Source organism: Rathayibacter sp. VKM Ac-2759 (genome assembly GCF_009834225.1).
In the GTDB taxonomy this organism is placed as follows: Bacteria; Actinomycetota; Actinomycetes; order Actinomycetales; family Microbacteriaceae; genus Rathayibacter.
In genome coordinates this window covers 3,834,415-3,854,232 of record NZ_CP047176.1, presented here as the reverse complement: position 1 = coordinate 3,854,232, position 19,818 = coordinate 3,834,415, and the positions used below count along the sequence as shown (strand labels likewise).

Below are 19,818 nucleotides of genomic sequence, written 5' to 3'. Positions count from 1 at the left end.
GGCAGAAGAGTCCTGCTCGAGTGTCGCGACGTCGTCGGGACCCGCTCGGGAGCAGATCGACGAGGAACGCCGGGCTCGGTCCGAGTTCGCCGTTTCCCTGCTTCGAAGCCGTCCTCGTCCTCAGCTCCGCTCACCGTGGCGCGGGAGCGGCGACGCCTCACTTCGCGCGGAGGGACCGGGTCCTGTCGTTCATGGCGGAGCCGACGTAGCTCGTGCTGCCCGCGTAGCCGTAGCTGCTCCCGCCGAAGCCGGTGGTCTCGTAGATCTTCACGGTGCAGCCGTTGTAGACCGCGAAGGAGCTGACGCGTCCGTACCAGCCGGAGCCGATGTCGGTGGTGGGCTTCACGGTGGTGCCGTTGCAGGCGGAGGAGTCGGTGATCGAGAGCGAGCTCCCTCCGTAGTCGGCGTCGTCGTAGAGCCGGGCGAGGACGTACGTCGCGGCGGCGCTCGCGGGCGACGCGGCGCGGCTCGCCGCGGGTGCCGTCGTCGAGTCGACGACCGTCAGTCCCGTCTCCTCGAGGACCTTCCGGTCCAGGTCCTCGCCGAGCGGCGCGCAGAGCTCGCGGGCGAGCTCGGTGATGACGATGCAGTTCTGCGCACCCGTCGCATCGAGCGGATCGGCGCCCGCCGTCGGCGCGAGGGCTCCCGCGGCGAGGGCGGCGCTGAGGCCGAGGGCGGCTGCGGATCGGCGCACCGGAGTGCCCGTGGTCGTGGACATGTCGTCTCCCGGAGAGGTCAGCACCCGCCTGGTAGCGTGTGCAGGGTCAGCATGTCGAGGACCGCTCACTGCTGTCAACGACACCCCGAGCGCCGCTCGAAACGGATTCTGAGACGATCCGCCGGGGATCGGACAGCACACAGTGTGAGCACACCCTCGGAAGCGACCGATGCGTCCAACGGCGCCACCCGGCCCGTCGAGGGTGACGCTGCGCTGATCGACGCGGCTCGGCGCGGGGATCGGGCGGCGTTCGGCCGGCTCTACGACCGGCATGCGGCGACGACGTACCGGTACGTGCTCAGCATCGTCCGCGAGACGAGCGACGCCGAGGACGTCGTCCAGGACGTGTTCATCACCACCTGGGCGCGGATCGGCGACATCAGGATCGTCGACACGTCGGCGCTGCCGTGGCTGCTGACGACCGCCAGGTTCACCGCGCTGAACCATCTGCGCGCCACGACCCGCGCCCGCCGGCGCACCGAGGAGGGCGATCTCTCCGGTCACGCCGTGCGCCGCGATCCCACCGAGGAGGAGGTCACCCGGCGGCTGCTGTTCGCGGCGATCGAGGAGGCCGTCGCGGGCCTCTCCGACACCGATCAGGCGCTGTACTACCTGTGCATCGAGCAGGGCAGCAGCTACGCCGACGCCGCGGAGGCCCTCGGCGCCAGTCACGGGGCGGTCCGGAACCGGCTCAGCCGGCTCCGTGGCACCCTCCGCACCGCGCTGCGCCCTTTCGAGAGGGAATTCTGATGACCACCGATCCAGGCCCCACCCCGGAGCAGCTCGCCCGGATGCGCTCGAAGATCCTGTCCGGGCTCACCCCGAGGAGGCACCGGTCGCGGCGCCGCATCATCGGCTTCAGCCTGGTCGTGGTCGTCGCGATCGGGACCAGCGCCGCCGCGATCGCGGTCGTGCACGCGAGCGCCGACCGCGCGAACACCGGATTCGACTGCTACACCGTCGCCGACATCGCCGCCGAGCACACCACGACCCAACCCGTCGACAGCGACCGCGACACGACGGCGCTGCGGGCGCTCGAGGATCGCGTCGCGACGGCGCTGGAGTGGTGCGGGGCGAGCTGGAGCGCGGTGCCCGACGAGCCGGGCGCCGGCACCGGCCCGGTCGACGTCCCGTACCCGACCGCCTGCGTCCTGTCCGACGACCGCATCGGCGTGTTCCCGAACCGCGACGACGACCCCACCGACTCGTTCTGCGAGGCCCTCGGCGCGACAGCGCCGCGCCTGTAGGACCCATCGACTCATCCGGCGGAAGTGAAGGGGAACACACAGGGGGAAGAAGGGGGAGGACGGCACCCGTCGCGGGCAGGCTCTGGGGAGAGCGGCCGGCGACGGGTGCCGGGGCGGGGGCTCCGCTCAGTCGAGGTCCGGAGAGTGCTGGAGGTGGCGAAGCTCGGCGCGGGAGGTGACGCCGAGCTTGCGGTAGACGGTGCGGAGCTGGGTCTTGACGGTGTTGACGCTGACGGAGAGGGCGGCGGCGATCTCGGCGCTGCTCAGTCCGTCGGCGGCGTGCTCCGCGACCAGGCGCTCGCGGGCGGTCAGCATCGCGGGGAGGAAGGGCCCCTCGCCGTCCGGAGCGCGCAGCCGTTCTGCGACATCGACGTCGCCCAGGGCGGTGAGCAGGCGCGCCGCCTCGGCGCGGAGATCCGGGGGGAGGAAGGCGAAGGGGTTGAAGAGCTGGTGCGCGTGCGCGATGAGGACGGCCTCGGTCAGCAGGTCGCCGCGGCGGGAGGTGCGGGGGGTCGCGACGGCGGTCGCGAGCAGAGCGGGCACGAGCACGCGCGGGCGGGAGCCGTCGACGTCCAGCAGGGGCGCGGCGATCTGGAGCGCGGCACGGTTCTTGCTCTCGCGGGCGAGCCGCATCGCGCGCACCGCGGCGGGGAACTGGCGGAAGAGGGGAGCGGTCGCGGTGGGTCGATCGAGGGACTCGTGGCGTCCGAGCTCGCGCGCGCGGGTCGAGAGCAGCATCCGCACGATCGCGATCTGCGCGGCGTTGACCGGATCGTGTCTCTGCCCGGTCGGCAGGGTCGCGAGGAACGCGTCGAGCTCGTTGCGCAGCCGGCGGGCGGCATGGGGCTCCCGGGTCGCGATCGCGCGGGTGAGGAAGTAGGAGGCCCAGTGCTTGAAGACCTCGTTCGTCCCGATCCCCGCGAGCAGATCGTGGCCGGAGGAGAACACGAGGTGCGCGGACTGGATGAGCGACTCCGCGAGGCGCGCCTGGGTCGAGGAGGCCGGCTCCCACCAGTCCTCCGGACTCGGCGGCGGGCGCTTGTCGAGCCAGGTCTGCGCGGTCGCGATGCGCCCGTGGAGGGCGTGGAGGTACGCGATGGCCCCGGAGGATGCGCGCTGCATCATCCGGTGCCCGACGGTCACCGCCCAGTCGTCGCTCTCGACGTAGTCGAGCACCGCCCCGTCGAGATCGCCGGAGCGCTCGAGAGCGAGGCCCCACTGGTAGTGCATCTCGGGCAGGGCGCCCGCCAGCTCGGGAGTGGCCTCGATCGACTGCCGCCGGCGCAGCTCGTGCGCGGCGGCGATGAGGCGCTCGACCTCCGCTCCTGCTCCGGCCGCCCGCGCGGCGACGATCCGGGCGGTCAGCAGGGCGAGCCGGTCGAGGTCGTCACCGGGTTCAGTGGTCGCGGTGATGAGGCGGTACGTGGACGGGTGGTCCTCGCCCTCGAGCAGTCGGGAGAGGTAGTCGCGCACGAACCGCAGACGGGGCCGGCTCGTCAGCACCGGACCCGGCAGCCGGTCGATGACCGCCAGCAGCTCTCGGGGCGAGCCCTGCATCAGCTCGGCCCAGCCCCGATCGATGATCGAGAGGACGCCGTCCCAGTCCGCGCTCGAGAGGGCGCGGTCGAGCTGCGCCATCGTGGGAGATCGGTCGGTCGGATGCATTCCGCCCAGTGTCGTCCTGAACGGTGACTCGAGGGGCGGTCTGCTCATCCCGTCTCGCGCCCAGTAGAGGGGCTTGCGGGGAGGCCCGCCGATCGGATTCTGCTATTTTGTCGCGGAAGTCGGCGCGGGTCGCGCAGCACTGCGCGCGCCGCCGCCTCCCGACCTCGGTCGCACGTGCCGGGTCGCTCCTGCCCGGCGACGCCCGCTCGACAGAATGGATCCGCTCCGGCTACGATTGGATCCAATAGCTGATGGGGCCGGTCGGTCCACCACCGCCCGGGAGGCCGCGTGACTGCCCTGCTGGTCGTGATGGTGGCGGGGGCGTCCACCTCCCTCGCGCTCGGCCTCGCGGGCCGGCGCCGGGTCGGTCGCGGCTGGCTGGTCGCCGAGGCGGCGATGCTCGCGGCCATGCTCGACGTGCACCTCGCCGGGCTGGTACCGGCGCCGATCTGGTCACTGCTGCTCGCGGGCTGCGCGCTCACGGCGGCGCTGCTCGACCGGGTGCGCCCCGGTAGGCGCCGCCACGGAGCCGACGCCCTGCACGGCGTCGGGATGCTGCTCGCCTCGGTGCTGGTGCTCGTCGCCGATGCCGCCCCGGCGGCCGTCTCCACTCCGCACGCCCACGGCGCCGGGCTCGCGCTGCCGCTCACCCTCGCCGTCGGCGCGTACGCGGTCTGCGCGGTCGGAGCCGCCCTGCGCGGCCGACCCGACGGAGTCGACACCGCGCGCAGGCTCGCCTCGCTGGCCGGACTCGTCGCCATGGGCGCGATGGCCGCGGTCGGCTGACCCCCAGACATCCCCCCGAACCAGAGAGAAGGAGACGCCGCATGATCATCGACGCCTACAACACCACCCAGGACCGTCGCGGCCGCAGCGACTACCTCAGCGGAGTGCGCCCCGGCGAGCAGCCTCCCGCCTACACGCCGTTCGACCCGCGCCGCATCCTCGACCGGATGGACGCCGCGGGAGTCGACCGCGCGATGGTCTGCTCGCTCGCGCAGGGCATCGAGAACGACTTCCTGATGGAGCTCGTCGCGAAGCACCCCGACCGGCTCTTCGGCTTCGGCCAGGTCATGCCGCAGTGGGAGAACGCGACCGACGAGATCCGCCGCTTCGCCGACGGCGGGCTGGTGGGGCTCAAGCTGCACCCGAGCCTGCACGGCTACCACGTGGCCGATCACGGGCTGCTCGATCCGCTGTTCGCGGTCTGCGAGGAGCTCGGGCTGCCGGTGCTGATCAACGCGCTCGACGACGCGTTCTGCGCGCCGTTCGCGATCGAGGAGATCGCGAAGGGCTTCCCGGGAGTGCCGACGATCATCGCCCACATGGGCGCGGTCTGGAACGTGCCGGAGGCGATCATCGTCGCCGAGCGGAACCCGCACATCTACCTCGAGACCTCGGCGACGCTGATGAGCGACGTCAAGCGCGCCTACGCGCGGCTCGGCGCCGAGAAGATCCTGCTGGGCTCGGAGTGGCCGGGCAGCGACTTCGACCTCGAGCGGATGAAGATCGCGAAGGCGATCCCCGACGAGGCCGACCGCGCGCTGGTCGAGGGCGGCAACATGGCGCGGATCCTGGGCTGGTCGTGAGCGATCGGCCGACGCTGAGCGGTCCGCCCGCGGGCATGCCGGAGGGGGACCGCGAGCTGCTCGAGGTCGCCTCCGCGATCCTCGACGCGCGCTACCGCGAGGGGGTGCATGAGGTGGCGGCGGCGCTGCGGCTGGCCGACGGGCGGGTCGTGACCGGCCTGCACGTCGAGGCGAGCGCGGGGCGCGCCTCCGTCTGCGCCGAGGCGGCCGCGCTGAGCGCCGCGATCGTCGCGGGCTCGCCGGTGGTCGCGATCGTCGGAGTGCTGCAGCGCCCCGGAGGCTCGCGGCACCTCATCGAGCCGTGCGGCGTCTGCGCCGAGCTGCTGGGCGATCACGCTCCGGAGGCGTCCGTCTGGGTCGCCGTCGACGACGCGTTCGCCCCGGTGCGGGTCGCCGCCCTGCTCCCGTACCGCCGCCGCCGCGCCGCCCGGCCGGTCTGACGCGGTCGAGTGTTCAGGAGTTGTCGCACTCGGTGCTCGAGTACGACAACTTCTGGAGGCTCGAGCGCGCGAGGCTCCTCCACAAGCCGAGTATCCCGAGGTTTTACCTCGGTGAAACAGTCCCGACCTCCGAGAGGACTCCGAGACTCGCAGACTGTGCGGGCGGAGTCGCTCCCGCGCACCACCGGAAGGATCCACCCGCATGCTCGCCGTCTCCGGCACTCCCGTCCTGATCGTCGTCGACATCCAGGGCGGCGCGGGATCGGGCCTCCCGACTCCCGGCATCCCCGTGATGAGCGGTCGCGAGGAGCGCGCGCCGCGCGTACGCGACCTGATCGCGCACTGCCGCTCGGCCGGGGTGCCCGTCGTGTTCCTGCAGGAGGTGCACAAGCCCTCCCTCGTCGACATCGGTCGCGAGCTCGACGGTGCGGAGGGCGTGCACTGCCTCGAGGGCGACCCGAGCACCGAGCTCGCGTCGTGGATCGAGCCGCGGCCCGAGGAGTTCGTGATCCGCAAGCGCCGCTACTCCGCCTTCTTCGGCACCGAGCTCGAGATCGTGCTGAAGTCGTACCGCGCGGGCACGGTCCTGCTCGTCGGCGGTCTCACCGACGTCTGCATCCACTACACGGCGGTGGATGCGCACCAGCACGACTACGCCGTCCGGGTGCTCACCGACTGCGTCGCCGGCTCGAGCGAGCGCGCGCACACGGCGGCGCTCGAGGCGATCGAGTACCTCCAGCGCGACGCGCTCGTCACCGCGGCCGACGTGCACGACTGGCTGGACGCCCGAGATGCCTGAGCTGCTGATCGGCCGCGTCCGCACGATGGACCCCGACCGCCCCGAGGCGGAGGCGCTCCTCGTCGTCGGCGAGCGGATCGCCGCCGTCGGCGGCGTCGGCGAGGTCCGGGCGGCGGCGCCCGAGGGCACGGTGGAGGAGCGGTTCGACGGAGTCCTCCTCCCCGGCCTCATCGACGCCCACTCGCACGCCCAGCGCGCGGGCCTCAAGGCGCTGCAGCTGCTCGACCCCGCCGCCGGCGCCGAGGCGTTCTCGGCCGCGATGCTCGCCGACGCCGATGCCGACCCCGACGCCCCCGACTGGGTCGGCGACGCGCCGCCGACCCCCGCCGACCGCCGGGCGGCGCTCCTCCGCGTCCAGCCGCTGCTGCACGAGCTGGGCTTCACCGGCGTCGTCGACCCGGCTGTCACGCTCGACGAGCTCGCCGCCTACCGCGCCGCGCACGCCCGCGGCGAGCTGTCGCTCCGGGTGGTGGCGATGCCGTATCCCGAGCTGGGCACGCCGGCCGTGCCCGGAGTCGACGCGGCGCTGGAGCTGCTCGACGCGGTCGGCGGCGTCACCGGGGACGGCGACGACCGCCTCCGTCTCGGCCCGATCAAGGTCTACTACGACGGCGAGGGGATGAAGGGGCAGGCGCTGCTCGAGACGCCGTGGCCCGGAGGCGATCACGGCGTGCAGAGGATCGCGACGGAGGAGTTCGTGCGGCTCGCCGCGGCCTGCGTCGCCCGGGGCTGGGGGCTCGGAGTGCACGCGGTCGGCAGCCGCGCCGTCGCCGAGGTGCTCGACGCGCTCGAGGCGGCGGGGACTCCGGAGGCGCTCGAGGCGCTGCGCTGCCAGCTCATCCACGCCTACCTCGAGCCGAGCGCCGGGAGCCGCGAGCGCGCGGCGCGCCTCGGCGTGATCGCCTCGCTCCAGCCGTCGATCGCGTGGAGCAACGCGGCCGGTCTGTCGGCCCGGCTCGGCGAGCGGGCGGGGGACGTCAATCCGATGCGCGCGTGGCTCGACTCGGGCGCGGTGATCGCGATGGGCTCCGACGCGCCCTACTTCCCGTTCGATCCGCGGGCCGTCGTCGCGACGGCCGCGAGCAGGCGGATGCGCGGTGCGAGCGCGCCGACCGGACCGGCGCAGGCGCTCACGGTGCTCGAGGGGCTCGAGGCGTACACGCGGGGAGCGGCTCGCGCCTCCTTCGCCGAGGGCGACCGCGGGATGCTGCGCCAGGGCCTCCTCGCCGATCTCGTCCTGCTCGACGTCGATCCGGCGCAGTGCTCGGCCGAGGAGTTCGCCGGGGCCCGCGTGCTGCGGACCGTGGTCGGCGGGACGGTCGTCTTCGAGCGGGGAGCACGCGAGATGTAATCCAGCCGAAACACAATTGGATGCGCATTGTTCTACATTGGATCCAAGTTGAACGAGTGCCTGCGCTCTGCGCGGTGCCTCGGCGACAGGCCGCGATACCCGCGCGGCCCCCCGATCCGCCCCGACGCACCACCCGTATCCCTTGGAGGACAGCACCATGGTCAGGAAGAGCATGCTCGCCGGCGTCGCGCTGGCGGCCGTCGCGACGCTCGCGCTCAGCGCCTGCGGCACGACCGCGAGCACCACGCAGAACACCGATGCCGCCGGAGGAACCACCGACACCATCAACGCGGAGCTCTGGTACGCGCCGTCGACCTTCGACCCCGCCAAGGCCTCCGCCGACGCCGACGTCACCGTCGCCCGCCTCGGCTTCGACACCCTGCTGCGCCAGGGCGAGACCGAGGGCTACATCGGCGGCCTCGCCAGCGACTGGAACGCCGTCTCGGCCTCCGAGTACACCTTCACGATCCGCGACGGCGCGACCTGCGCCGACGGCACCGCGATCACCCCCACGGTCGTCGCCGACTCCTTCTCCTACCTCACCGGTCTCGACGACTCGGGTGCCCAGACCTGGAAGAACCAGGCCTTCGGCCCCGGCGACGCGACCTTCACGCCCGACGACGCGACGAGCACCCTGACCGTCTCGCTCAGCCAGCCCTACTCGCAGCTGCTGGGAGGCGTCACCCGCCCCGGCACCGGCATCATCTGCCCCGCGGGCCTCGCCGACCCCGAGGGCCTCGCCGCGGGTACCGTCGACGGCGCCTGGTCGGGCCCCTACACGCTCTCCGACCTCTCGGCCGGCGTGAGCGCCGCGTACACGCTGCGCGACGACTACGACGCGTGGCCCGCGTGGGAGAACGTCGAGGGCGAGCCCGCCGAGACCATCAACCTCACCGTGCAGGCCGACTCGAACACGAGCGCCAACCTGCTCGAGTCGGGCGGTGTCGACCTCGCCCGCTTCTACGACGCCAACGCGCTGCGCTTCGCGGACGACGACGCCTACTCCACCGTCACCTTCCCGAGCTCGGCCTACAACCTGGTCTTCAACGAGGCTCCGGGATCGGGCTCGATCTTCGACGGCAACGAGGAGCTCCGCGCCGCCGTCGCCCAGGCCATCGACACCGAGGGCTTCAACCAGGCGGGCCTCGACGGCCTCGGAGTCGCGCAGTACACGGTCAACGCCGCCAGCTACCGCTGCGCGCTCGACGACCCGTCGATGGTGCAGACCTACGACCCCGCCGCCGCCGCGAAGGTGCTCACCGGGCAGACGATCCGCCTGCTGATCATGTCGAACTGGGACCCGGCCGCCGACTACCTGGCCGAGTCGCTCCGCGCCGCCGGCGCCACCGTCACGGTCTCGGCTCCCGACCCCGCCGACTGGTCGAAGCAGATGCGCACCGAGCCCGGCACCTGGGACGTCGCCGTCGCCGCGGAGAACGCCGGCCCCGGCCTCATCCACGCGACCATCGCCCGCTACCTCGGCCCGACCTACGCCGAGGGCGGCACCAACGTCGCCTCCAGCGACAACCCCGAGGGCGTCGCGTACTACGACGCCGCGATGGCCGCGACCGACACCGAGACGCAGTGCGAGAACCTGCTCGCCGCCCAGAAGACGATCCTCGAGCGCGTCGACATGACGCCGCTGATCACCGACACGCACCGCTACGTGGCCCGCTCCGGCTTCGCCACCTACGTGTTCTCGGGCTACTGGGACATCTCGGCCATGCGGATCCTCTCCTGAGGCCGCACGACCTGACCCCGTGACGATCCGCCCGAGCCGGACGACACCGTCCGCACGAACCGAGGAGACACCGCGATGAGCACCACGACCGCAGAGCCCTCCTCGTCGACCGGCTCGGGCGCCGCTCGCGCCTCGACCCTGGGCGGCGCGTGGCGGAGGTTCCTCCTCCGCCGCGCGCTCGGCCTGCTCGTCAACCTCGCACTGCTCGTGCTGGTGACGTTCCTGATCGTCCAGCTCATCCCGGGCGACCCGGCGATCGCGATCGCGGGGGAGTCGGCGGGCCTGGCGCAGGTCGAGCTCGTCCGCAGCCAGCTCGGGCTCGACCAGCCGGTGCTCGTGCAGCTCTGGACCTACCTGACCGGAGTCGTCCAGGGCGACTTCGGCGCCTCGTTCCGCTACAAGATCCCGGCGATGGACCTGGTGACGACGGCGCTGCCGTACACGCTCACCATCACCCTCGCCGCGGTGCTGCTGCTCCTCGTCCTCGGCATCGCGCTGGGCACCTCGGTCGGAGTCGCGACCCGCGGCGATCGGCGGCGCTGGCTCGACGCGGTGTTCAACACGGTCACCGGCCTCGTCTCGTCGGTGCCCACCTACGTGCTCGCGACCGGCTTCGTCGTCGTCTTCGCGGTGCTGCTCAAGGTGCTGCCGCCCGCCTACTCGCCGGCCTACGACTTCGGCCAGGCGGCGATCCTCCCGATCGCCTCGCTCACCGTCGGAGGCACCTGCTCGGTCGCGAGGATCGTCCGCCGCGAGACGGCCGTGATCCTCGAGCAGGACTACATGCGCACGGCCCGCGGCTGGCGCCTCCCCGCGCTCACCCTCTACGCCAAGCACATGCTGCCCAACCTGCTGACGACGGCGCTGACGCTCTCGGGCATCATCCTCACCGCGCTGCTCGGCTCGGCCCTCATCACGGAGGCGGTCTTCGCCTGGCCGGGGCTCGGCGGCGTGATCGTGCAGGCGATCGCCATCGACAAGGACTACCCCGTGATCCGCGCCGCCGTCTTCGTGATCGGACTCGTCTCGCTCGTGATCACCCTCGTCATCGACGTCATCCTGGGTCTCATCGACCCGCGCACCCTCGGAGAGCAGCGTGGCTGAGACCCTCCCCGCCGTCGCCCTGGCCGACGCCCCGGCGCGGCCCCGCTCGTTCCACTGGAACGCCGGCCTCGTCATCGGCCTCGCGCTGCTCGGGATCATCGCGCTCGTCGCGATCATCGCCCCGTTCGTGCTGCAGGGGCAGGCGACCGGCCTGGGCGGCTCGCCCAGCCAGAGCTCGTCGGCGGAGCATCCGCTCGGCACCGACACCCTCGGCCGCGACATGCTCGCCCGCACCCTGGTGGCCACCCGCTCGACCGTGCTGATGGCGCTCGCCGCGACCGTGCTGTCGGCGGTCGTCGGCATCGCGCTCGGGATCGGCGTCTGGCTCGCACCGCGCCGCGTCCGCGAGCTCGGGCTCCGCGCGATCGAGCTCGCGGTGAGCTACCCGACCATGCTCGTCGCGATCATCGTCGCCGCGATCCTCGGCCAGGGCGTCGTGCAGGTGGTGGTCGCGATCGCGGTCGCCAACATCGCCGGATTCGCACGGCTCACGGCCAACCTCGCCGCCAAGATCGCCTCCTCCGAGTACGTCACCACCGCCCGCCTGATGGGCGTGCCGACGCACCGGATCGCCCTGCGTCACGTGCTGCCGAACATGGCGGAGCCGACCCTCATCCTCACCGCCGGCGCCTTCTCGGGCGCGCTGGTCGAGATCTCGGGCCTCTCGTTCATCGGCCTCGGCGCGCAGACCCCCGCGTTCGACTGGGGAACGCTGCTCAACGACGGGCTCAGCCGGATCTCGGTGAACCCCGTCGTCATCCTCGGGCCCGCGCTCGCGCTGACCATCACCTCCTTCGCGGCGCTGCTCGTCGGCGACGGACTCGCCGCCGCGGCGAACCCGCGCTCGAACACCACCCGCGCGCGGATGCTGCGGGCCGCGGGCGAGCCGACCCTCGCCGTCCCCGCCGACGCCGTGCTCGTCGCCGACGGGATCACCGTGCGCCACGGCGCGACCGGCCGCGAGCTCGTCTCGGACCTCTCGTTCAGCATCCGCCGCGGCGAGGTGCTCGGGATCGTCGGCGAGTCCGGATCGGGCAAGTCGCTGACCGCCTCCGTGGTCGCGAAGCTCCTCGGCGAGGGGCTCGAGGCCTCGGCCCGCCGCCTCGAGCTCGGCGGCACCGACCTGCTCGGCCCGGTTCCCGATCGGGTCCTCGCGGCGAAGATCGGCCTCGTCTACCAGGACCCGGGCACCGCGCTGAACCCGGCCATGGTGCTCGGGACGCAGCTCTCCGACGTGCTGCGCATCCGCCTCCGCTTCTCGCGCCGCGCCGCGCTCGACCTGCTGCTGCGCGGGTTCCGCTCGGTGATGCTCACCGATCCGGAGGGGCGCCTGCGGCAGTACCCGCACCAGCTCTCCGGAGGCATGAAGCAGCGCGCGATGATCGCCTCGGCCATGAGCACCAAGCCCGACCTGCTGATCGCCGACGAGCCGACCACCGCCCTCGACGTGACCGTGCAGCGCGAGGTGCTCGGCGTCCTCAAGCGCATGAACGCCGACTCGGGCACCGCGATCCTCTTCATCTCGCACGACCTCGGCGTCGTCCGCGCGCTCTGCGACCGCGTGCTCGTGATGAAGGACGGCCGCGTGGTCGAGCGCATCGACGACATCGAGCACCTCTCGGAGGAGACCGTGACGCATCCGTACACGAAGCAGCTGCTCGCGGCGACGCCCGTCGTGACCGTGCCGGGGGCCGCCTCGTGATGATCGACGTGCAGGGCCTCGACGTCTCGTTCGGGCACGTCCGCGTGCTCCACGGAGTCGACGTGAGCGTCGAGCGCGGCCGCACGGTCGGCGTCGTGGGCGAGTCGGGCTCGGGCAAGTCGACGCTGGCCAAGGTGCTCGTCGGCTCGGTGAAGGCGGAGTCGGGACGCGCGAGCGTCGACGGCGTCGACGTCGTCCGCGCCGACCGCCGGACCCTGCACGGCTACCGGCGCCGCACGCAGATGATCCCGCAGGACCCGTACTCGTCGCTGTCGCCCCGGCGCACCATCGCCCAGACCCTCGCGGAGGCGATCGACCCCGTCCGCTCGCGCGTCGCCACCCACGAGGAGCTGATCGTCGAGTGGCTCGAGCGCGTCGGCCTCACCGCCGACATGCGGCACCGCTTCCCGCACGAGTTCTCGGGCGGTCAGCGCCAGAGGGTCGCGATCGCCCGCGGGCTCATCATCGACCCGACCTTCGTGATCGCCGACGAGATCACCTCGGCGCTCGACGTGTCGGTGCAGGGGCAGATCCTCGACCTGCTCGCCGGGATCAAGGAGTCGCTCGGGCTGACGATGATGTTCATCTCGCACAACCTCGCCGTCGTGCAGCGGGTGAGCGACGAGGTCGTCGTGCTCTACCAGGGGCGGGTCGTCGAATCCGGCCCGGTCTCGCAGATCTACGCCGACCCGCAGCACTGGTACACCCAGCGGCTCCTCGACGCCGACCCCGGCTCGCCCGGGTTCAGCCTCGCGAGCTGAGCTCCCCAGGAGGACTCCACCATGACCGCACGCCTGCCGCTCACTCCCCGCGCCGACGGGACCCTCCGACTCGTCGGTGCGACCCTCGTCGACGGCACCGGAGCCGCTCCTCTCGTCGATGCCGAGGTCGAGATCCGCGACGGAGTGATCGCCTACGCCGGCCCCCGGCGGCCCCTCGACACCGAGGCGGTCGACCTGAGCGGTGCGTTCCTCCTGCCCGGCTTCGTCGATGCGCACGTGCACCTCGCGATGGTGCCCGTGGCTCCGGAGGCGGCGCGCGAGCGCTTCGCGGAGGAGGACGTCCTCGAGATCGCAGGCCTCCTCCGCCGCACTCTCGACGCGGGCGTGACGACCGCGCGCGACCTCGACGGCCTCTCGCCCGGCTACCGCGAGGCGATCGCCCGCGGCGCCGTCGACGGCCCGCGCCTGCACGTCGCGATCGCGATGCTCTCGCCGACGGGCGGCCACGCCGATCCGCACTACCGCAACGGCACGCTGCCCGCCTGGGCGGTGCGCCCGGGCATGCCGCCCGCCGGCGTCGTGGACACCGACGAGGACGTGGTGCGGATGGTGCGCACGCTCGTGCGGACGGGCGCCGACGTCATCAAGGTCGCGACCTCGGGCGGCCTCGGCTCGCCGACCGATGACGCGCGCGACGTCGGGGTGACCCAGGAGCAGGTGAGCCTCATCGCCCGCCTGCTCGCCGAGCGCGGCGGCCGGCCGATCACCGCGCACGCCCTCTCGGACGCCGCGGCGCGCGCCGCCGTGCTCGGAGGCGCCGCGAGCATCGAGCACGGCTACGACCTGAGCGACGAGACGATCGCGCTGATGCTCGAGCTCGGCACGGTGCTCGTGCCGACGCTGAGCATCCTGGTGCGCGAGTTCGACCCGGCGACCACGACCCCCGAGCGGATGCGTCAGCGCGAGCTGCTGAAGGAGCGCGGCCTCGACTCGGTGTGCCGCGCCGTCGCGGCGGGCGTCCCGGTGGCGCTGGGGACCGACGCGGGCGTGCATCCGCACGGGCACAACCTCGCCGAGCTGCAGCAGCTGGTCGGCGTCGGGCTGTCGCCCCTGGAGGCGGTGCGCGCGGGAACGCTCGGAGGCGCCCGCCTGCTCGGTCTCGACTCCCACCTCGGCTCGGTGGAGGCGGGCAAGCTCGCCGACCTCGTCGTGACGAGCGTCGACCCGCTGGCCGACCTCGGCGCCCTCGCCGACCCCACCGCCGTGCGCGCGGTGCTGCAGTCGGGCCGCGTGCTCAAGGACCTCGACGCGCGCTTCTGACGGCCGCCGCGCGGCCGGCGACCGGCCGTCGCGGCTCAGAACTCTTCGTAGTTGTACGGCTCCGGGTCCTCGTCGATGACCGGGCGCGCGATCGTCGGCCGGTTGCTCTTGATGCGCGAGCGGATGTCGTCGATCGCCGCGTCGAGGGCCGCCTTCGAGGCGTCCTCGTCCGCGACGTCCACGTCGACGGGGATCGCGACGATCTCGCTGCTCGCGTCGAGGGTCATCATCGTCTCGACCAGCCGCCCGTCCTCCGTGAACGCGGGGACGGTCACCGCCTCCGAGTGCTCCTGCCGGTCGATCGCCGTCACCAGGTCGAGGAGCGCCTCGGTCACGGCGTCGGTGGTGACGAAGCTCTTGGAGGCGTAGGTCAGCTGCTTCATCCCTCCATTGTGTTCACGCTCCACCGGCGCCGCTCGGGCTTGCGGGGCACGGTCCCACCGGATAGCGGACTCCCGGCCGCCGCACATCCGATCCGTCACGAACGGTCGCCTCGATCCGCGGTCGGCGACCGCTCGTGACGGATCGATTCCTCGGCTCGCGCGGCGACGAGCGCTCGGCGCGAACGCGCCCGCGGCGTAGGCGACCAGGATCAGCGCCATCACGACTCCCGAGGCGACGGCGGCTCCACGGGCCGCGCTGCCGTCCGCGAGCAGCAGGCCCGCGCCGCCGAGGACGACGAGGGCCGTCCCGAGCAGGACGAACATGCGCTCCGCGAACGCCCACGCGAAGGGGAGGAAGTGCAGCCCGACGACCGCCGCGATGAGGGCGGGCCGGAGCTCGATCCGCCCCGCCGACTCGAGCAGCCTGCTCCCGATCGCGATGACTGCGAACTCGGCGACGACGCAGCAGACGTAGACCACGATCCGCGACCGCGGCGGAGGCGTGAACCGCCCCAGGAACCGAGGACGCGCGAACAGCAGCCACAGCGCCGTGCCGATCGCCGCGACCGTGACGAGCCGGACTCCGATCGAGAGCGGATCGACGAACCCGGGCGTGTACGAGAAGACGAAGACCCCCGCGCCCGCCAGCCCGACGACCGCCCCGATCCGCCGCGGATCGGCGAACTGGGGCGGCGACGGGTCGCGAGGCTCGGGAGTGCGATCGGCGCTCATCGCTGAAGCCTCGCAGACGTGAGCGTCTGTGATGTCTTGCAGTGACTTCTGCGGTGAGCCTTGCTGATCACCGGATCCGCGGTGGAGAAGGGGATCGGGTCGAAGCGGTAGGGCGAGATGAGCTGGTCCGAGGGCAGGCGTTCTCCTCTGGCCCTCGGACCAGCCGGGGTCTAGCAGGCTTCGACTGCGGCGAAGGTACCGGCGTCGGAGCTGATGGTGAAGGCGGTGGTGCCGGCGGGTGAGACGACGTTGAACTGGGAGTATCCGGTGCTGGAGTTGGTGCGGTAGACCTTTCCGTCGCTTCCGAGGACGGCGACGAAGACGAAGCCGGTGGTGGGGTCGTACGCGGACTGGATGTCCTTGACGGTGACTCCGGCGGGGAGGGTGGCGGGGAGGGCGGTTCCGCCTCCGAGCCCGGCCTGGTAGACGGTGGTGCCGTCGGTGGTGAACGTGCCTTGGTCGGAGCTGACGGTGAAGGCGGTGGTGCCGGCGGGTGAGACGACGTTGTAGCTGGAGTAGCCGGTGCTGGAGTTGGTGCGGTAGACCTTTCCGTCGCTTCCGAGGACGGCGACGAAGACGAAGCCGGTGGAGGGGTCTACTGCCGACTGGATGTCGGTTGCGGTGACTCCGGCGGGGAGCGTGGCGGGGAGCGCGGTTCCGCCACCGAGTCCAGCCTGGTAGACGGTGGTGCCGTCGGTGGTGAACGTGCCTTGGTCGGAGCTGATGGTGAAGGCGGTGGTGCCGGCGGGTGAGACGACGTTGTAGCTGGAGTAGCCGACGCTGGAGTTGGTGCGGTAGACCTTTCCGTCGCTTCCGAGGACGGCGACGAAGACGAAGCCGGTGGAGGGGTCTACTGCCGACTGGATGTCGGTTGCGGTGACTCCGGCGGGGAGCGTGGCGGGGAGCGCGGTTCCGCCACCGAGTCCAGCCTGGTAGACGGTGGTGCCGTCGGTGGTGAACGTGCCTTGGTCGGAGCTGATGGTGAAGGCGGTGGTGCCGGCGGGTGAGACGACGTTGTAGCTGGAGTAGCCGACGCTGGAGTTGGTGCGGTACACCTTTCCGTCGCTTCCGAGGACGGCGACGAAGACGAAGCCGGTGGTGGGGTCGTAAGCGGACTGGATGTCCTTGACGGTGACTCCGGCGGGGAGGGTGGCGGGGAGGGCGGTTCCGCCGCCGAGCGCAGCCTGGTAGATCTTGCTCGTCGCTCCTGTGACGACGACGGAGGCGCTGTCGGATGCTGACGAGGTCGATGCGCTGAGGGCGTAGGAGCCGTTCGACGGACCTGCCGTCAGCCCGGTCACCGTGACCTGCCCAGTGGCGTCGGTCTGGAACGGGCGAGGAGCGCTCGTCCCGTCATCCGACCACGTGAACCCTGCCGGAGGCGTGACCATCACTGTCTCGTTGACTGCGGGTGTCGTGCCATCGGTGGTCGCCTCGAGGATGACGGACCCCAGCGGCTGGCAGGCGGTCGCAGCGTACGGTCCGTTGACGAACGCGAGCGTCGGGGTCCCCGAGGCCGCCGCGAACGGGGCGCCGGTGGCGACGGCGACGACGGGGATCGTCCAGGCGGCGCCCTGCACCAGGGTGCGGCGCTGGACCTCGCCGGGGGTCGTGCGGAAGCTGCTCGAGGTCGAGGAGTCGGGTGATCGATCGGTCATCGTGATCTCTTTCGGTCGGGGGCAGGTGTGCCGTAACCGATGCTGAGGTCCGCTCGGATCCGAGCAAAGCGCAGCCGCCGATCTGTCGACCATGTGGGTCGGCGGCCGCAACTATCTGGCCGAGGCGAGGGCGACCGCCTCCGCGGCCCGCCGCAGCGCCTTCACGTTCCGGAAGCCCGCCAGCCGCGCGACCTCGGCCTGCGCACCGGGGTGGCTGGCGGCCAGAGCCACGCGGACGGCGCGCAGCTCGTTGCCGGGCGTCGTGCCCGTCGCGCGGTAGATCCGGAAGAGGTAGTCCCTCGAGACGCCGAGCTCGAGGGCGAGGGCGGCGACGCCGAAGTCGGGGTCGGCCGCCCGGTCGGCGATGATCTCATCCGCCCGGCGGCGCAGATCGGACAGGCGCGAGCGGGGCTCGCCGTCGAGCTCGCCGATGAGGAAGCCGATCGCCAGGTGCGCCATCGCGATGCGGAAGCTGGCGAAGCCGGGGTCGGTGACCTGCACGTCGGAGTTCAGCGCCTCGGTCGCGGTCGACAGGAACACGGTGCGCAGCACGGAATCGGGGGTCCGCAGGACGAGTCCCTCGCCGATCGCCGCCAGCACCGGGTCGGGGACCCCCGAGAGCCGGACCTCGATCTCGTAGCGCGCGGTCCCCTCCTCCGAGCGCAGGGTGAAGGGCGTGCCGGGCGGGATCACCGCGACATCGCCGGCGGAGAAGGTGCCAGGCCGCCCGCCCAGGAGCAGACCGGTGTCGCCGTCGACCTGGAAGAGCAGTCTGGTCAGCAGCGGATGCGCGTCGACGTCGATCCGGGCGGCGGAGGTCCAGACGCGGCCGAGGCGGAATCCGTCGGCGGCGATCTCGTCGGCGAAGAGCTGGAGCCGTGACGGCGAGGTGATCGACGCGCTCCGCCCGGCGAACCAGTCGACGACGGGCGGACCCTGCAGGGAGAGACCCCGCACGGAGGAGACGGGCGGATTCGGAGAGGGCATGGGCGAGCCTCCGGTTCAGCGCTCGGGTGCGCACCTGCCAGGTAACACGCGTCTGGCGACGCGTCTCCGTGCTGGCACGAAGTGCTGGCGGCGGTGGCCGATCGGCTGCGGACCCGGCGGCGGGGCGGAGCGGTCGTGCGCGACCCGGCCGGTCACCTCCGTCCCGGTGGTGGGTGAAATCGCCGGACGGAGGGGTGAATCGCGACAGCGGGCCTCCCACCCGCCCTCACCCTGGGCGTGTTGTGTCACCCGAATGACGCAACACGGACAGCAGGGAGTCGTCATGGGAGTCGTCAGCGAGAGGCCGTCGTTCGTTCGCAGGGTGGAGCACAGGGATCTCGCGGCCGCGGCCTGGCTCGGAGAGGTCGGCGTCCGGTGCCGCCCGTCCGCTCCGCTGCGGATCGTGGCCGACGTGCTGCGTCACGACGGGCTCGAGGCTCTGCGGATCTGGCACACGCCCGGCCGCTTCACCCGGCGTCCGTGTGCAGGCACGGGCATCCGCATGCTGATCCCCCTCGACGGCGCGGTGACGGTGCTGTCCGACGACCCGGCTGCGGCCGAGGTGCGGGTCGGCAGGGGCGAGGTCGCGTTCCTCCGCCGCGAGACCGCGTACACGCTGGTGACCCAGGCGCGGACCGCTCGCATCGAGATCGAACTCGCTCGGCCCCTGATCGCGGCCCCCGAGCGCGACGGTGCGCTCGGTGCCACCGCCGATGCCGCGACCCGGCGGATCCTGGTCTCGACGACCAACGCGGTCTTCGGCGCGCGTCCCGACCCCGAGACACCGGCCTTCCCGCTGTTCTGCGCCACCCTCGAGCAGCTCGCGGGAGCCCTCGTCCTGACGTCGTTGCCGCGGGACGAGGGGGAGGACGTGTTCGACACCGCCCGCGCGCTCATCGCCGCGAGGTCGGCCGATCCCGGGCTGTCGGTGCACGCGCTCAGCGTGCTGCTGCGGGTGCCCAAGCGCACGCTGCAGAGGGTCTTCGCGCGGCACGGGACGACGGTGTTCGGCGAGATCAGGCGGGCGAGGCTGGCGACGGCCCGCGCGCTGCTCGCGGGAGGCGAGGCGCCTCCGGAGCACGTGCTGACCGACTACGTGCGCTCGCGGAGGCTGCGGCGCGATGCGTCGTACGCTGCGGCGGGCGAGGGCTGAGGCGGGCGCCGCGCCTCGTGGCGGTGCGCCCGCCGGACGTCACTCGGTCGCGTAGAGGCAGGTGATCGTCGAGTCGCCGTCCGGGACCCCCGCCTCGCCGGTGGCGCTCACGGAGTCGAGGCGAGCGGGGTCGGCGAGCGCGTCGCAGAGCGTGCCGAGGTCGGCCAGGAGCTCGTCCTCGGTGGTGGCGTGCGAGGTGGTCGAGGCGAAGACGATGCGGTTGTGCGGGTCGCCGCAGTCGACGGGGACGGAGGTGTCGCCGTCGTCCTGCAGGCAGTCGCCGACCGCGAGCGGGGCGATCGGGGTGTCGGAGGCGGAGTCGTCGACCGCGGAGCAGCCGGTGAGGGCGAGGGTGATCAGGGCGAGCAGGAGGGCGGTTCGTGTGCGTGTCATGCCGCCAGGATCGCGCTGTTCCGCCAGGAAGTGACGGAATCTCACCCTCGCGGACGAGGCGGATGGTCCGCCGTGTTCACCTCCGCGGTGTTGCGGAGCCGTGCCGCCCGCCGC

At 72.4% G+C, this 19,818-nt stretch carries 19 protein-coding genes; 13 read left to right on the top strand and 6 right to left on the bottom strand.

What is annotated here, in order from left to right; genetic code table 11:
• Nucleotides 1-157: 157 nt before the first annotated feature.
• A complete protein-coding gene (locus GSU68_RS17945; RefSeq protein WP_159909993.1) occupies nucleotides 158-718 on the bottom strand; it encodes a peptidase inhibitor family I36 protein in 561 nt (186 codons plus the stop codon).
• Nucleotides 719-769: 51 nt separating this feature from the next.
• Between GSU68_RS17945 and GSU68_RS17940 the strand changes: the two genes are divergently transcribed.
• Both GSU68_RS17940 and GSU68_RS17935 read left to right on the top strand, forming a co-directional pair.
• Nucleotides 770-1,468 (top strand): RNA polymerase sigma factor, encoded by a 699-nt coding sequence (locus GSU68_RS17940; protein WP_159909992.1) that lies wholly within the window; start codon nucleotides 770-772, stop codon nucleotides 1,466-1,468.
• Nucleotides 1,468-1,965 carry a hypothetical protein gene (locus GSU68_RS17935; protein ID WP_159909991.1) on the top strand — a complete coding sequence of 166 codons (498 nt, stop codon included), beginning with the start codon at nucleotides 1,468-1,470 and terminating at the stop codon, nucleotides 1,963-1,965. The genes GSU68_RS17940 and GSU68_RS17935 overlap by 1 nt, the downstream gene beginning before the upstream one ends.
• 126 nt (nucleotides 1,966-2,091) lie before the next feature.
• Here GSU68_RS17935 and GSU68_RS17930 read toward each other — a convergent pair whose 3' ends face one another.
• Entirely contained in the window at nucleotides 2,092-3,630 is a 1,539-nt protein-coding gene (locus GSU68_RS17930; RefSeq protein WP_159909990.1) for a LuxR C-terminal-related transcriptional regulator, read from the bottom strand.
• Nucleotides 3,631-3,918: 288 nt separating this feature from the next.
• Here GSU68_RS17930 and GSU68_RS17925 point away from each other — a divergent pair, with 288 nt between their 5' ends.
• From GSU68_RS17925 to GSU68_RS17880, 10 genes are all read left to right on the top strand, one after another.
• Nucleotides 3,919-4,416: a hypothetical protein gene (locus GSU68_RS17925; protein ID WP_159909989.1), complete on the top strand. Its 498-nt coding sequence runs from the start codon at nucleotides 3,919-3,921 to the stop codon at nucleotides 4,414-4,416.
• Between the two features lie 41 nt (nucleotides 4,417-4,457).
• Nucleotides 4,458-5,219: an amidohydrolase family protein gene (locus tag GSU68_RS17920; protein WP_159909988.1), complete on the top strand. Its 762-nt coding sequence runs from the start codon at nucleotides 4,458-4,460 to the stop codon at nucleotides 5,217-5,219.
• Complete coding sequence (locus GSU68_RS17915) at nucleotides 5,216-5,659, top strand: cytidine deaminase (RefSeq protein WP_159909987.1); 444 nt, start codon at nucleotides 5,216-5,218, stop codon at nucleotides 5,657-5,659. The genes GSU68_RS17920 and GSU68_RS17915 overlap by 4 nt, the downstream gene beginning before the upstream one ends.
• 202 nt (nucleotides 5,660-5,861) lie before the next feature.
• On the top strand, nucleotides 5,862-6,458 hold the full coding sequence (locus GSU68_RS17910) for an isochorismatase family cysteine hydrolase (protein WP_159909986.1): 597 nt from the start codon (nucleotides 5,862-5,864) through the stop codon (nucleotides 6,456-6,458).
• The gene (locus tag GSU68_RS17905; protein WP_159909985.1) at nucleotides 6,451-7,809 is read left to right on the top strand and encodes an amidohydrolase family protein; all 1,359 of its coding nucleotides are present in this window, start codon (nucleotides 6,451-6,453) and stop codon (nucleotides 7,807-7,809) included. The genes GSU68_RS17910 and GSU68_RS17905 overlap by 8 nt, the downstream gene beginning before the upstream one ends.
• A gap of 157 nt (nucleotides 7,810-7,966) precedes the next feature.
• Complete coding sequence (locus tag GSU68_RS17900) at nucleotides 7,967-9,550, top strand: ABC transporter substrate-binding protein (RefSeq protein WP_159909984.1); 1,584 nt, start codon at nucleotides 7,967-7,969, stop codon at nucleotides 9,548-9,550.
• 75 nt (nucleotides 9,551-9,625) lie between these two features.
• Complete coding sequence (locus GSU68_RS17895; protein WP_159909983.1) at nucleotides 9,626-10,654, top strand: ABC transporter permease; 1,029 nt, start codon at nucleotides 9,626-9,628, stop codon at nucleotides 10,652-10,654.
• A complete protein-coding gene (locus GSU68_RS17890) occupies nucleotides 10,647-12,356 on the top strand; it encodes a dipeptide/oligopeptide/nickel ABC transporter permease/ATP-binding protein (RefSeq protein WP_244259333.1) in 1,710 nt (569 codons plus the stop codon). The genes GSU68_RS17895 and GSU68_RS17890 overlap by 8 nt, the downstream gene beginning before the upstream one ends.
• Nucleotides 12,356-13,117, top strand: a complete 762-nt coding sequence (locus GSU68_RS17885; protein WP_159910378.1) for an ABC transporter ATP-binding protein — start codon at nucleotides 12,356-12,358, stop codon at nucleotides 13,115-13,117. Before GSU68_RS17890 ends, GSU68_RS17885 begins: the two co-directional genes overlap by 1 nt.
• A gap of 21 nt (nucleotides 13,118-13,138) precedes the next feature.
• Nucleotides 13,139-14,398 (top strand): amidohydrolase family protein, encoded by a 1,260-nt coding sequence (locus GSU68_RS17880; RefSeq protein WP_159909982.1) that lies wholly within the window; start codon nucleotides 13,139-13,141, stop codon nucleotides 14,396-14,398.
• Nucleotides 14,399-14,433: 35 nt separating this feature from the next.
• On the opposite strand, the gene GSU68_RS17875 is transcribed toward GSU68_RS17880, so the two are convergent.
• The 3 genes from GSU68_RS17875 to GSU68_RS17865 all read right to left on the bottom strand — a co-directional run bounded on the left by GSU68_RS17875 (nucleotide 14,434) and on the right by GSU68_RS17865 (nucleotide 18,158).
• A complete protein-coding gene (locus GSU68_RS17875; RefSeq protein WP_159909981.1) occupies nucleotides 14,434-15,513 on the bottom strand; it encodes a hypothetical protein in 1,080 nt (359 codons plus the stop codon).
• A 170-nt stretch (nucleotides 15,514-15,683) separates the two neighbouring features.
• A complete protein-coding gene (locus tag GSU68_RS17870; RefSeq protein WP_159909980.1) occupies nucleotides 15,684-17,171 on the bottom strand; it encodes a hypothetical protein in 1,488 nt (495 codons plus the stop codon).
• Between the two features lie 111 nt (nucleotides 17,172-17,282).
• Nucleotides 17,283-18,158 (bottom strand): hypothetical protein, encoded by an 876-nt coding sequence (locus tag GSU68_RS17865; RefSeq protein ID WP_159909979.1) that lies wholly within the window; start codon nucleotides 18,156-18,158, stop codon nucleotides 17,283-17,285.
• A gap of 253 nt (nucleotides 18,159-18,411) precedes the next feature.
• Here GSU68_RS17865 and GSU68_RS17860 point away from each other — a divergent pair, with 253 nt between their 5' ends.
• Nucleotides 18,412-19,311 (top strand): hypothetical protein, encoded by a 900-nt coding sequence (locus GSU68_RS17860; protein ID WP_159909978.1) that lies wholly within the window; start codon nucleotides 18,412-18,414, stop codon nucleotides 19,309-19,311.
• A 39-nt stretch (nucleotides 19,312-19,350) separates the two neighbouring features.
• Here the strand turns inward: GSU68_RS17860 and GSU68_RS17855 are convergent, their stop codons facing one another.
• Nucleotides 19,351-19,704, bottom strand: coding sequence for a hypothetical protein (locus GSU68_RS17855; RefSeq protein WP_159909977.1), 354 nt, complete (start codon nucleotides 19,702-19,704; stop codon nucleotides 19,351-19,353).
• Nucleotides 19,705-19,818 lie beyond the last annotated feature (114 nt).

Bases quoted from the DNA above. Each gene is read 5' to 3' on its own strand.
- GSU68_RS17945 (WP_159909993.1), bottom strand. From the start codon at position 718: ATGTCCACGACCACGGGCACTCCGGTGCGCCGATCCGCAGCCGCCCTC.
- GSU68_RS17940 (WP_159909992.1), top strand. From the start codon at position 770: ATGTCGAGGACCGCTCACTGCTGTCAACGACACCCCGAGCGCCGCTCG.
- GSU68_RS17935 (WP_159909991.1), top strand. From the start codon at position 1,468: ATGACCACCGATCCAGGCCCCACCCCGGAGCAGCTCGCCCGGATGCGC.
- GSU68_RS17930 (WP_159909990.1), bottom strand. From the start codon at position 3,630: ATGCATCCGACCGACCGATCTCCCACGATGGCGCAGCTCGACCGCGCC.
- GSU68_RS17920 (WP_159909988.1), top strand. From the start codon at position 4,458: ATGATCATCGACGCCTACAACACCACCCAGGACCGTCGCGGCCGCAGC.
- GSU68_RS17910 (WP_159909986.1), top strand. From the start codon at position 5,862: ATGCTCGCCGTCTCCGGCACTCCCGTCCTGATCGTCGTCGACATCCAG.
- GSU68_RS17905 (WP_159909985.1), top strand. From the start codon at position 6,451: ATGCCTGAGCTGCTGATCGGCCGCGTCCGCACGATGGACCCCGACCGC.
- GSU68_RS17900 (WP_159909984.1), top strand. From the start codon at position 7,967: ATGGTCAGGAAGAGCATGCTCGCCGGCGTCGCGCTGGCGGCCGTCGCG.
- GSU68_RS17895 (WP_159909983.1), top strand. From the start codon at position 9,626: ATGAGCACCACGACCGCAGAGCCCTCCTCGTCGACCGGCTCGGGCGCC.
- GSU68_RS17885 (WP_159910378.1), top strand. From the start codon at position 12,356: ATGATCGACGTGCAGGGCCTCGACGTCTCGTTCGGGCACGTCCGCGTG.
- GSU68_RS17880 (WP_159909982.1), top strand. From the start codon at position 13,139: ATGACCGCACGCCTGCCGCTCACTCCCCGCGCCGACGGGACCCTCCGA.
- GSU68_RS17875 (WP_159909981.1), bottom strand. From the start codon at position 15,513: ATGAGCGCCGATCGCACTCCCGAGCCTCGCGACCCGTCGCCGCCCCAG.
- GSU68_RS17870 (WP_159909980.1), bottom strand. From the start codon at position 17,171: ATGACCGATCGATCACCCGACTCCTCGACCTCGAGCAGCTTCCGCACG.
- GSU68_RS17865 (WP_159909979.1), bottom strand. From the start codon at position 18,158: ATGCCCTCTCCGAATCCGCCCGTCTCCTCCGTGCGGGGTCTCTCCCTG.
- GSU68_RS17860 (WP_159909978.1), top strand. From the start codon at position 18,412: ATGACGCAACACGGACAGCAGGGAGTCGTCATGGGAGTCGTCAGCGAG.
- GSU68_RS17855 (WP_159909977.1), bottom strand. From the start codon at position 19,704: ATGACACGCACACGAACCGCCCTCCTGCTCGCCCTGATCACCCTCGCC.